Annotated in this window: 11 protein-coding genes; 9 read left to right on the forward strand and 2 right to left on the reverse strand. The window is 69.8% G+C overall.

Translation table 11 applies throughout. The features are described from left to right. The first annotated feature begins 235 nt into the window (after positions 1-235). From coxB to L7D48_RS18935, 4 genes are all read left to right on the forward strand, one after another. Positions 236-1,180: a cytochrome c oxidase subunit II gene (coxB, locus tag L7D48_RS18920; protein WP_237880648.1), complete on the forward strand. Its 945-nt coding sequence runs from the start codon at positions 236-238 to the stop codon at positions 1,178-1,180. 3 nt (positions 1,181-1,183) lie between these two features. Then, positions 1,184-2,926, forward strand: coding sequence for a cytochrome c oxidase subunit I (ctaD, locus tag L7D48_RS18925; protein ID WP_237880649.1), 1,743 nt, complete (start codon positions 1,184-1,186; stop codon positions 2,924-2,926). After that, complete coding sequence (locus L7D48_RS18930; RefSeq protein WP_237880650.1) at positions 2,923-3,321, forward strand: cytochrome c oxidase subunit 4; 399 nt, start codon at positions 2,923-2,925, stop codon at positions 3,319-3,321. The genes ctaD and L7D48_RS18930 overlap by 4 nt, the downstream gene beginning before the upstream one ends. 122 nt (positions 3,322-3,443) lie before the next feature. Further along, complete coding sequence (locus tag L7D48_RS18935) at positions 3,444-4,637, forward strand: Ig-like domain-containing protein (RefSeq protein ID WP_237880651.1); 1,194 nt, start codon at positions 3,444-3,446, stop codon at positions 4,635-4,637. A 93-nt stretch (positions 4,638-4,730) separates the two neighbouring features. Here L7D48_RS18935 and L7D48_RS18940 read toward each other — a convergent pair whose 3' ends face one another. After that, positions 4,731-5,132 carry a hypothetical protein gene (locus L7D48_RS18940; RefSeq protein WP_206346385.1) on the reverse strand — a complete coding sequence of 134 codons (402 nt, stop codon included), beginning with the start codon at positions 5,130-5,132 and terminating at the stop codon, positions 4,731-4,733. Positions 5,133-5,391: 259 nt separating this feature from the next. Between L7D48_RS18940 and L7D48_RS18945 the strand changes: the two genes are divergently transcribed. From L7D48_RS18945 to trpD, 5 genes are all read left to right on the forward strand, one after another. Continuing rightward, a complete protein-coding gene (locus L7D48_RS18945; RefSeq protein WP_206346386.1) occupies positions 5,392-6,000 on the forward strand; it encodes a heme-copper oxidase subunit III in 609 nt (202 codons plus the stop codon). Between the two features lie 55 nt (positions 6,001-6,055). Continuing rightward, positions 6,056-6,874, forward strand: a complete 819-nt coding sequence (locus L7D48_RS18950; RefSeq protein WP_237880652.1) for a c-type cytochrome — start codon at positions 6,056-6,058, stop codon at positions 6,872-6,874. Then, positions 6,871-7,938: a ubiquinol-cytochrome c reductase iron-sulfur subunit gene (locus L7D48_RS18955; protein ID WP_237880653.1), complete on the forward strand. Its 1,068-nt coding sequence runs from the start codon at positions 6,871-6,873 to the stop codon at positions 7,936-7,938. Before L7D48_RS18950 ends, L7D48_RS18955 begins: the two co-directional genes overlap by 4 nt. Next, on the forward strand, positions 7,935-9,578 hold the full coding sequence (locus L7D48_RS18960) for a ubiquinol-cytochrome c reductase cytochrome b subunit (RefSeq protein WP_237880654.1): 1,644 nt from the start codon (positions 7,935-7,937) through the stop codon (positions 9,576-9,578). The genes L7D48_RS18955 and L7D48_RS18960 overlap by 4 nt, the downstream gene beginning before the upstream one ends. 210 nt (positions 9,579-9,788) lie before the next feature. Then, positions 9,789-10,853 (forward strand): anthranilate phosphoribosyltransferase, encoded by a 1,065-nt coding sequence (gene trpD / locus L7D48_RS18965; protein WP_237880655.1) that lies wholly within the window; start codon positions 9,789-9,791, stop codon positions 10,851-10,853. A gap of 176 nt (positions 10,854-11,029) precedes the next feature. Here trpD and L7D48_RS18970 read toward each other — a convergent pair whose 3' ends face one another. Beyond that, a complete protein-coding gene (locus tag L7D48_RS18970) occupies positions 11,030-11,311 on the reverse strand; it encodes an Lrp/AsnC family transcriptional regulator (RefSeq protein ID WP_093848456.1) in 282 nt (93 codons plus the stop codon). Positions 11,312-11,442 lie beyond the last annotated feature (131 nt).

Genomic DNA, 11,442 nt, shown 5'->3' on the forward strand with positions numbered 1-11,442 from the left:
CCCCCTCTCCGCCCCGACCCGGCACCGGCCTCTGTCCCGGCCCGGTCCCGGCCCCGATTCCACCCCATCGGAGGGCCGCGCGGCGCGTTGGGCACCCTCCCCGCGCGACCCCAAATAGCGTCCAGTAGGGTTTGGTCCGCATAAACATCCAAACCCCTGCCCGCGCCAGGGCCGGCGCCCGACCACACACGGCCGAGCCCGGGCCGAGCGGGCGAGACTCTCGGGAAGGCGCTACGTGAGTCCCAACGGCTCCGACCGCTCGTCGCGGCGCCCGATGCGGCGGAAGCTGCCGCAGGCGCTTGCTGCGGGCCTGGTCCTGGCGACCGCCACCGGTTGCACATACAAGGACTTCCCCCGCCTCGGCATGCCCACCCCGGTCACGGAGGAGGCGCCGCGGATCCTCTCCCTGTGGCAGGGCTCGTGGGCGGCAGCGCTCGCGGTGGGCGTCCTGGTGTGGGGCCTGATCCTGTGGTGCGTCATCGTCTACCGGCGTACCAGGACCAAGGTCGAGGTACCTCCGCAGACCCGGTACAACATGCCCATCGAGGCGTTGTACACGGTGGTTCCGCTCATCATCATCTCGGTGCTGTTCTACTTCACGGCCCGTGACGAGACCAAGCTCCTGGAGCTTTCCGAGAAGCCGGACCACGTGATCAACGTGGTCGGCTACCAGTGGAGCTGGGGCTTCAACTACCTGGAGGACGTGGACGGCGACGCCTCCACGTCCAACACGGACGCCGACGAGCTCTCCGGCATCCCCGCCGACATGCTCAAGGCCGTCCCGGAGGGTGCCGAGGGCGTCTACACGGTGGGCACGCCGGGCGACCGGAACCCGCAGACCGGCAACCCCGGCCCGACGCTGTGGCTGCCCAAGGGCGAGAAGGTCCGGTTCATCCTGACCTCGCGCGACGTCATCCACTCCTTCTGGGTCGTGCCGTTCCTGTTCAAGCAGGACGTCATCCCCGGTCACACCAACCAGTTCGAGGTGACCCCCGAGAAGGAGGGCACCTTCCTGGGCAAGTGCGCCGAGCTGTGCGGCGTCGACCACGCCCGGATGCTGTTCAACGTGAAGGTCGTCTCCCCGGAGCGCTACCAGCAGCACCTGGAGGAACTGGCGGAGAAGGGCCAGACCGGCTACATCCCGGCGGGCGGAGCCCGCCAAGAACGAGAAGGCCAGTAACCCGTGAGCATCCTCAACGAATCCCAGGGTGCCGCCGCAACGTCGGACCAGCCGGCGGCGACCCCCGCGCCCCTGCGCCGCAGCCGGCGCGGCAACCGTGTGATCCAGTGGCTGACCACCACCGACCACAAGACGATCGGCACGCTCTACCTGGTCACCTCGTTCTTCTTCTTCTGCATCGGCGGCGTGCTGGCGCTGGTCATGCGTGCCGAGCTGGCCCGTCCGGGCCTGCAGGTCATGTCGAACGAGCAGTTCAACCAGGCGTTCACCATGCATGGCACGATCATGCTGCTGATGTTCGCCACCCCGCTGTTCGCCGGCTTCGCGAACTGGATCATGCCGCTGCAGATCGGCGCGCCCGACGTGGCCTTCCCGCGGCTGAACATGTTCGCCTACTGGCTCTACCTCTTCGGCTCGCTGATCGCGGTCGGCGGCTTCCTCACCCCGAACGGCGCCGCCAGCTTCGGCTGGTTCGCCTACACCCCGCTGAGCGACGCCGTCCACAGCCCCGGTGTCGGCGGCGACATGTGGATCATGGGCCTGGCCTTCTCCGGCTTCGGCACGATCCTGGGCGCGGTCAACTTCATCACCACGATCATCTGCATGCGCGCCCCCGGCATGACGATGTTCCGGATGCCGATCTTCACCTGGAACGTGCTGCTGACCGGTGTCCTGGTCCTGCTGGCCTTCCCGGTGCTGGCCGCCGCGCTCTTCGCGCTGGAGGCCGACCGCAAGTTCGGCTCGCACATCTTCGACCCGTCCAACGGCGGCGCGCTGCTGTGGCAGCACCTGTTCTGGTTCTTCGGCCACCCCGAGGTCTACATCATCGCGCTGCCGTTCTTCGGCATCGTCTCCGAGATCATCCCGGTCTTCAGCCGCAAGCCGATCTTCGGCTACATCGGCCTGGTGGCCGCGACGATCGCGATCGCGGGTCTGTCGATCACCGTGTGGGCGCACCACATGTACGTCACCGGCGGTGTGCTGCTGCCGTTCTTCGCCTTCATGACGTTCCTGATCGCGGTGCCCACCGGCGTGAAGTTCTTCAACTGGCTGGGCACGATGTGGAAGGGCTCGCTGAGCTTCGAGACGCCGATGCTGTGGACGATCGGCTTCCTGATCACCTTCCTCTTCGGCGGTCTGACCGGCGTCATCCTGGCCTCCCCGCCGCTGGACTTCCACGTCTCCGACAGCTACTTCGTGGTGGCGCACTTCCACTACGTGGTCTTCGGCACGGTCGTCTTCGCGATGTTCGCCGGCTTCCACTTCTGGTGGCCGAAGTTCACCGGGAAGATGCTCGACGAGCGGCTCGGCAAGATCACCTTCTGGACGCTGTTCATCGGCTTCCACGGCACCTTCCTGGTCCAGCACTGGCTGGGCGCGGAGGGCATGCCGCGCCGGTACCCCGACTACCTGGCGGCCGACGGCTTCACCGCGCTGAACACCGTCTCGACGATCAGCTCGTTCCTGCTGGGCATGTCGCTGCTGCCGTTCTTCTACAACGTCTGGAAGACGGCGAAGTACGCGCCGAAGGTCGCCGTGGACGACCCGTGGGGCTACGGCCGCTCGCTGGAGTGGGCGACCTCCTGCCCGCCGCCGCGGCACAACTTCGTCTCCCTGCCGCGGATCCGCTCCGAGTCCCCGGCGTTCGACCTGCACCACCCGGAGATCGCGGCCCTCGACCAGCTCGAGAACACCGAAGGTCCCGAGGGCCCGGCCCTCTCCGGTGCCAAGGAGGCCGGCAAGTGAAGATCCAGGGACGCATGTTCATCTGGCTGTCGGTCTTCATCCTGGCCGTCGCCGTCATCTACGGCTTCTGGGCCAAGGAGCCGGTCGGCACCACCGCGCTCTTCATGGCCTTCGGCCTGTCGATCATGGTCGGCTACTACCTGGCCTTCACCGCCAGGCGGGTGGACACCGGGGCGCAGGACAACAAGGACGCGGACGTCGCCGACGACGCCGGCGAGCTGGGCTTCTTCAGCCCGCACAGCTGGCAGCCGCTCGTCCTGGCCGTGGGCGGGGCGTTCGCCTTCCTCGGCGTGGCCATCGGCTGGTGGCTGGTGTACATCTCCGCGCCGCTGCTGCTCATCGGCCTCTTCGGCTGGGTCCTGGAGTACTACCACGGCGAGAACCAGAACCAGTGAACCGGTAGGGAACCAGTAGCCCTACCCCCTCACGAACGGGTCATCTCCGGACACGCTCCGGAGATGACCCGTTCGTACGTATCCGGCTCGTCCGTTCCGAGCAGCGTTCCTACCGTGGCAGCATGAGTCGTGGATCACGCAGGACGGCAATGGTCTGCTTCCTGGTACTCGCGCCGCTCGCGGTGGGACCCGCCGCGTGCAGCAGCGCCGAGCGGCCTCAGGACGCGGCCCCCTACGACGCCACCGCGCACGTCTCGCTGAACGCCGGCGAGGACGGCCGTGCCGCGGACCCGGACAAGCCCCTGGAGATCACCGCCCGCGACGGCAGCCGCATCACGGACGTCCGCGCGGTCGATGCGGCGGGCCGCCGCCTGGAGGGCGGGCTGACCGCCGACGGCTCCCGCTGGCGCAGCGACACCCCGCCGGCCGGGGGCATGCGCTACACCGTCGTCGTCAGCACCGAGCGCGGCGACGGCTCCCAGGGCCGCCGCACCGCCGAGCTCACCACCCGGCCGGCGACCGGCGGCAAGGGGCTGGAGGTGGACCTCGGGCCGGACAACGGCACCTACGGCGTCGGCCAGCCCATCACCGCCGAACTCAGCCGCCCGGTCGGGGACGCCCGTCAGCGCGCGATCGTGGAACGCGCGCTGACGGTGGAGTCCTCGCCCGCCGTCGAGGGGTCCTGGCGCTGGATGGACGACCGCACGCTCCACTACCGCCCGCGCTCCTACTGGCCCGCGCACGCCACCGTCGAGGTGCGCGGCAGCCTGGAGGGTGTGTGGATCAGGAACGGGCTGCGCGGCGGGAAGACGGAACCGGTGCGCATCCGGACCGGAGACCGCGTCGAGGCCGTCGTGGACATCGACGACACGAAGATGACCGTCAGGAGGAACGGCGAGGCCGTCCGGTCCATCCCGGTCACCACCGGCAAGCCCGGGTTCCGCACCCGCGAGGGCGTCAAGGTGGTGCTCGGCCGGCAGGCCGCCGTACGCATGACCGGCACCAGCATCGGCATCCCGGCGGGCAGCGCGGAGTCCTACGACCTGGACGTCCAGTGGGCCGTGCAGCTCACCGACAGCGGCGAGTTCGTCCACGCCGCGCCCTGGTCGGCGGCGCACCACGGCAGGGACAACGTCAGCCACGGCTGCACGGGCATGAGCACGGAGAACGCCCGCTGGTTCTTCGACAACGTCCGCCAGGGCGACATCGTCCGGCACGTGGGAGGGGACGGGCCGAGGATGCCGGCCTTCGGCAACGGCCTCGGCGACTGGAACCTCTCCTGGGAGCAGTGGCGCGAGGGCAGCGCACTGAGCTGACCGGCCCGGAAGGAACACAGATCACCCGAAAGAGGCAGGGGCCGCCGCCGGCACCCCGGGTGCCGGCGGCGGCCCCTGCCCGCGGGCGGGCCCTCAGGCGGCCGCGTGCTCGTCGCGGCGCAGCAGTCCGGCCAGGGCGTCGGCCAGGAGCACCGGGTCCACCGGGTGCGCGACGGCGGCCTCCGCCCGGCTCCAGGTCGCCAGCCAGGCGTCCTGCGGGCGGCCGATCAGCAGCAGGACGGGCGGGCAGTCGAAGATCTCGTCCTTGATCTGGCGGCACACGCCCATCCCGCCGGCGGGCACCGCCTCGCCGTCCAGGACGCAGACGTCGATGCCGCCCTCCTCCAGGGCCGTGAGCACGGCGGGAAGCGTGGCGCACTCCACGTACTCGACCCGCGGCACGTCGGCGGCCGGTCGGCGCCCGGCGGCCAGCCGCACCTGCTCGCGGGTGTTGGCGTCGTCGCTGTAGACCAGCACCGTGGCGGTCGGCTGCATGGTTCCTCCGTGTCCTCGGGGACGCCCGCCAAGGGCGTCTCGGGGTGTCTCGGGGTGGCTCAGAGGTCCGCGGGTCCGTGGAGCCACGGACCCGCGGGCCGCGTATGCCGTCGTTGGCGGATGCTACTCCGTCCCGGCCCGTCGCGTCAGGGATCCGGAAGGCCCCGGGATGGGCCGTCTGAGCAGGACATGGGCGGTTGACACACCGAACAGGACCCCCCGAGGTGAGGGCCGGATAAGCGACCGACATAATGTCGGCGTGGCGACAGCAACAGCAGTAGATACCGGGCACGCGCACCCGTCGGTCAACAGGCCGAACCTCACCAGCGTCGGGACCATCATCTGGTTGAGTTCCGAGCTGATGTTCTTCGCGGCCCTCTTCGCGATGTACTTCACCCTCCGGTCGGTGACGGGAGCCGAATACTGGACGGAACGGGCGGACATCCTGAACCTCCCGTTCGCGGCGACGAACACCACGATCCTGGTGCTCTCCTCCCTGACCTGCCAGCTCGGCGTCTTCGCCGCCGAGCGCGGTGACGTGAAGAGGCTGCGCCTGTGGTTCGTGATCACGTTCGTCATGGGTGCGATCTTCATCGGCGGCCAGGTCTTCGAGTACACCGAGCTGGTCCACGAGGGCGTCTCCATCTCCTCGGGGCCGTACGGGTCGGCGTTCTACCTGACCACCGGCTTCCACGGCCTCCACGTGACGGGCGGCCTGATCGCCTTCCTGTTCGTCCTCGGCAGGACGTACATGGCACGGCGCTTCACGCACCACCAGGCCACCGCGGCCATCGTGGTGTCCTATTACTGGCACTTCGTCGATGTCGTCTGGATCGGCCTCTTCGCCACCATCTACCTGATCAAGTGATCAGGCAGTACAGCCAGAAGCATCGACGCAGAAGATCCTGACACCGGGGTAATCCGTGAAAAAGCTCTCCGCACGACGGCGCCATCCGCTGGCGGCGCTCGTCGTCCTACTCTTCGCGCTGGCGGCCACCGGGGGGCTGTACGCCGCGTTCGCCCCCGCGGACGAGGCGAAGGCCGACACCTCGGCCGCGTCCTCGCAGTCTCTCGCCATCGAGGAGGGCGAGAAGCTCTACGCCACCGGCTGCTCCAGTTGCCACGGAACCGGCGGCCAGGGCACGAGTGACGGTCCCAGCCTCGTGGGCGTCGGCGCCGCGGCCGTGGACTTCCAGGTGGGCACCGGCCGCATGCCGGCCCAGTCCCCGGGCGCCCAGGCGCCCAAGAAGCCGCAGGTCTACACGCAGGCGCAGATCGACCAGCTCGCGGCGTACGTCGCCTCGCTGGGCCCCGGTCCGAGCATCCCGACCGAGGAGCAGTACGACCCCGCGGGTGCGAACAGCGCCGCGGGCGGCGAGCTGTTCCGCACCAACTGCGCGCAGTGCCACAACTTCACCGGTGAGGGCGGCGCCCTCACCAACGGCAAGTACGCTCCCTCGCTCGACGGTGTCTCCGACAAGCACATCTACGAGGCGATGCTGACCGGCCCGCAGAACATGCCCGCCTTCCCCGACTCGGTGCTGCCCGAGAAGGAGAAGCGGGAGATCATCGCCTACGTCAACGATGTCCAGGGTGAGGACGAGAAGTCTCCCGGCGGCTTCAAGCTGGGCGGCTTCGGCCCGGTCGCCGAAGGCATGTTCGCGTGGACGATCGTCCTCGCTCTTCTGATCGGCGTCGCCGTGTGGGTCGCGGCGCGTACCGCCAAGGCCAGGAAGTCATGAGTAGCCACACCGGATCCCACGACGTGCCAGACGAGAACCTGCCGGAAGGGCGCGAGAGCACCCACGGCGAGGCGGCGACCAGGGCGCAGAACCCGTTCGCCGACCCGGGGCTGCCGCCCCACGAGCCGCGTGTACAGGACATCGACGAGCGGGCCGCCAAGCGTTCCGAGCGCACCGTCGCCCTGCTGTTCACGGTCTCGATCCTGGCCACCATCGGCTTCATCGCCTCCTACGTGATCTTCCCGATCGACCAGTACGTCTTCATCTGGCCGCTCGGTGAGATCAGCGCCCTGAACTTCTCGCTGGGCATGACGCTGGGCATCGCCCTGTTCTGCATCGGCGCCGGCGCGGTCCACTGGGCCCGCACGCTGATGTCGGACCACGAGCTGATCGGCGAGCGCCACCCGATCGAGGCGGACGAGCCGACCCGTACGCAGGTCCTGGCCGACTTCGCCCAGGGCGCCAAGGAGTCGCAGCTCGGCCGCCGCAAGCTGATCCGCAACACCATGTTCGGCGCGCTGGCCGTGGTGCCGCTGTCCGGCGTGGTGCTGCTGCGCGACCTCGGCCCGCTGCCCGAGGACAAGCTGCGCCACACCGCCTGGGAGAAGGGCAAGCTGCTCGTCAACCAGAACACCGACGAGCCGCTGCGTCCCGAGGACATCACCGTCGGCTCCCTCGTCATGGCCAAGCCCCAGGGGCTGGAGGAGGGCACCCACGAGTTCATGGCGGAGATCGCCAAGGCCGCGGTCATGCTGGTGCGCCTGGAGCCGAAGGACATCAAGGACAAGCAGGAGCTGGACTGGTCCCACGAGGGCATCGTGGCCTACTCCAGGATCTGCACCCACGTCGGCTGCCCCGTCACCCTGTACGAGCAGCAGACCCACCACGTGCTGTGCCCGTGCCACCAGTCGACGTTCGACCTGGCCGACGGCGCGCGTGTGATCTTCGGCCCGGCCGGCCACCCCCTGCCGCAGCTGCGGATCAGTGTCAACGAAGACGGCTACCTCGAGGCGCAGGGCGACTTCGCGGAGCCCGTCGGCCCGAGCTTCTGGGAGCGCGGATGAGTACTGCAGGCGACGCCCCGAAGCGCCGGGGCAAGGCGCCCGCCGGCGAGCGGGTCGCGGACTGGGCCGACGGCCGGCTGGGCATCTACAGCCTGGCCAAGGCCAACATGCGGAAGATCTTTCCGGACCACTGGTCCTTCATGCTCGGAGAGGTCTGCCTCTACAGCTTCATCATCATCATCCTGACCGGTGTCTACCTGACGCTGTTCTTCAACCCGAGCATGGCCGAGGTGGAGTACCACGGCGCCTACGTGCCCATGCAGGGTGTGCACATGTCGCAGGCGTACGCCTCGACCCTGGACATCAGCTTCGACGTCCGCGGCGGTCTGCTCATGCGGCAGATCCACCACTGGGCCGCGCTGGTGTTCCTGGTGGGCATGTTCGTCCACATGATGCGCGTCTTCTTCACCGGCGCGTTCCGCAAGCCGCGCGAGATCAACTGGCTGTTCGGCTTCCTGCTGCTGGTGCTGGGCATGTTCACCGGCTTCACCGGCTACTCCCTGCCGGACGACCTGCTCTCGGGCACCGGTATCCGGTTCATGGAGGGCGCGGTCCTGTCCGTGCCGGTGGTCGGCACCTACATCGCCTTCTTCCTCTTCGGCGGCGAGTTCCCGGGAACGGACATCATCCCGAGGTTCTTCGTGGCCCACGTCCTGCTGCTGCCCGGCATCATGCTGGGCCTGGTGGTGGCCCACCTGATCCTGGTCTTCTACCACAAGCACACCCAGTTCGCCGGTCCCGGACGGACCGAGAAGAACGTCGTCGGCATGCCGCTGCTGCCGGTCTACATGGCCAAGGCGGGAGGCTTCTTCTTCCTGGTCTTCGGCGTCATCTCGGTCATCGCCGCGACGTTCACCATCAACCCGATCTGGGTGCTGGGCCCGTACCGGCCGGACCAGGTGTCCACCAACGCGCAGCCCGACTGGTACATGGGCTTCTCCGAGGGACTGATCCGCGCGATGCCCGCGTGGGAGATGGTGCTGCCCGGCGGCTACACCCTCAACCTGGGCGTGGCCATCCCGCTGGTGGTCATCTTCCCGCTGATCCTGACCTCGATCGCGGTGTACCCGTTCATCGAGTCCTGGATCACCGGAGACAAGCGCGAGCACCACATCCTGGACCGCCCGCGCAACGCCCCGACGCGCACCGCGTTCGGCGCGGCCTGGATCAGCCTGTACTTCCTGCTGCTGGTCGGTGGCGGCAACGACCTGTGGGCGACCCACTTCCACCTGTCGATCAACGCCATCACCTGGTTCGTCCGGATCGGCTTCTTCGTGGTGCCCGTGGTGGTCTTCATCATCACCAAGCGGATCTGCCTGGGTCTGCAGCGGCGCGACCGCGAGAAGGTGCTGCACGGCCGCGAGAGCGGCATCATCAAGCGGCTGCCGCACGGTGAGTTCGTCGAGGTGCACGAGCCGCTCTCCCAGGAGCAGCTGCACACGCTCACCGCGCACGAGCAGTACAAGCCGCTGGAGATCGGCCCGGAGACGGACGAGAACGGCGTACGGCGCAAGATCGGCCCCGTCCAGAAGCTCCGCGCCAGGCTCAGCCAGGGCTACTACGGCGAGGGCAGCCAGGTCCCCAAGCCGACCGCGGAGGAGTTCAAGGAGCTCACCAGCGGCCACGGCCACGGCCACTGAGCCACGGCCGCCGAGTCCGAGTCCGGTACCGGGTGTCGCCACACCCCGGGCCCCGGTCCTCCTTGAGGGAGGGCCGGGGCCCTCGGCGTCGCGGGGGCTGTCCGGACTGCGGGCAGCGGCCGTGGACGCCGCGGCGCGCCGCTAGGCTGGCCGCGGGCCGCCGAGCCGATCCGGCCGCCCCCGCATCCGACCACGCCAGGAGTGATTCCCATGAGCGCTGCTACGACCACCGGAGGCGACACCGTGGCGGCGCGTACCTGGCCGGACGTGCTGAGCGCCCTGCTGGCCGGCGAGGACCTGCCCGCCGGGAGCACCGCCTGGGCGATGGACCAGATCATGCGCGGCGAGGCGACCGACGCCCAGATCGCCGGGTTCGCGGTGGCGCTGCGCGCCAAGGGCGAGACGGTCGACGAGGTCACCGGGCTGGTCCGCGCGATGTACGCGCACGCCAATGTGATCGAGGTGCCCGGCCCGTCCGTCGACATCGTCGGCACCGGCGGCGACCGGGCCAGAACGGTGAACATCTCGACGATGTCCGCGATCGTGGTGGCCGGTACGGGCGCGCGCGTGGTCAAGCACGGCAACCGCGCGGCCTCCAGCGCCTCCGGCTCCTCGGACGTCCTGGAGAAGCTGGGCGTCAACCTGGACCTCACCCCCGAGCGGGTCGCCGAGGTCGCGAGCGAGGCCGGGATCACCTTCTGCTTCGCGGTGAGGTTCCACCCCGCGCTGCGCCACGTGGCCGCGGCCCGCAAGGAGCTGGGCGTGGCGACCACCTTCAACTTCCTCGGCCCCCTGACCAACCCGGCCCGGGTGAAGGCCCAGGCCACCGGTGTCGCCGACGCCCGGATGGCGCCGATCATGGCGGGCGTGCTCGCCGAGCGGGGCACGTCCGCGCTGGTCTTCCGCGGCGACGACGGCCTGGACGAGCTGACGGTGACGGGCACCTCGACGGTGTGGGTGGTCAGGGGCGGCGAGGTCCGCGCCGAGACCTTCGACCCGCGCGACGTCGGCATCACCCTGGTGCCGCTGGAGGCGCTGCGCGGTGCGGACGCCGCCCACAACGCGGACGTGGCCCGGCGGCTGCTGGAGGGGGAGAAGGGGCCGGTGCGGGACGCCGTACTGCTGAACTCCGCGGCCGCCCTGGCCGCCCTGGAGCCCACCGGGGCGCCGTTGGCCGAGCAGATCGCCGCGGGCATGGAGCGGGCCGCCCACTCCATCGACTCCGGCGCGGCCAAGGCGGCGCTGGAGCGCTGGGTGGCGGCCAGCAACGCCTGAGGCCGCGCCCCCGCCCCCGGGAGCGCGGGGGTGGCACGGGCCCCGCGGGGAGCCCGGTGGAGGCCCTGGCGGGCCGCCGGGAGGAGCGGACGGCACGGCACGGCCCCGGCACACCGCGTGTGCCGGGGCCGTGCCGGGGACTCGCGCGACCGGCCGCTTCCGGCGGCCCACGGGTCTCAGGAATCGAGCCCGATGGCGAAGGCGGCCTCCAGGTCGTGCTGGGAGTAGGTCCTGAAGGCGATGTGGGTCTCGGTGGACTCCACACCGGGAACCTTGCTGATGCGGCCCGGGATGACCTCCGCGAGATCGTCGTGCCGGGCCACGCGCACCATGGCGATCAGGTCGTGGGCGCCGGTCACCGAGTAGACCTCGCTGACCCCCTCCAGCGCGGCGATCTGCTCGGCGATCTCCGGGATGCGGTCGGTGCTGGTCCTGATGAGCACGATCGAGGTGATCACGGTTTTCCCTTCTTCGGGGGGAGGGGCCGCGGCGGCGCCTCGGCGGGCCTTTCGCTCTGGTGGTCCCACCACAGGCGGAACTGGCCCGCTCACTGTAGCCGCCGCCGGCGGCGGGCCCATGGGCGCGGGGG

It is taken from the genome of Streptomyces sp. ICN903 (genome assembly GCF_022015835.1).
GTDB classification, from domain to species: Bacteria; Actinomycetota; Actinomycetes; order Streptomycetales; family Streptomycetaceae; genus Streptomyces; species Streptomyces fenghuangensis.

What these genes read in the sequence shown, in the direction of transcription:
- L7D48_RS18955 (WP_237880653.1), top strand. Translation starts at nt 6,871, where the DNA reads ATGAGTAGCCACACCGGATCCCACGACGTGCCAGACGAGAACCTGCCG.
- L7D48_RS18960 (WP_237880654.1), top strand. Translation starts at nt 7,935, where the DNA reads ATGAGTACTGCAGGCGACGCCCCGAAGCGCCGGGGCAAGGCGCCCGCC.
- L7D48_RS18940 (WP_206346385.1), bottom strand. Translation starts at nt 5,132, where the DNA reads ATGCAGCCGACCGCCACGGTGCTGGTCTACAGCGACGACGCCAACACC.
- L7D48_RS18935 (WP_237880651.1), top strand. Translation starts at nt 3,444, where the DNA reads ATGAGTCGTGGATCACGCAGGACGGCAATGGTCTGCTTCCTGGTACTC.
- trpD (WP_237880655.1), top strand. Translation starts at nt 9,789, where the DNA reads ATGAGCGCTGCTACGACCACCGGAGGCGACACCGTGGCGGCGCGTACC.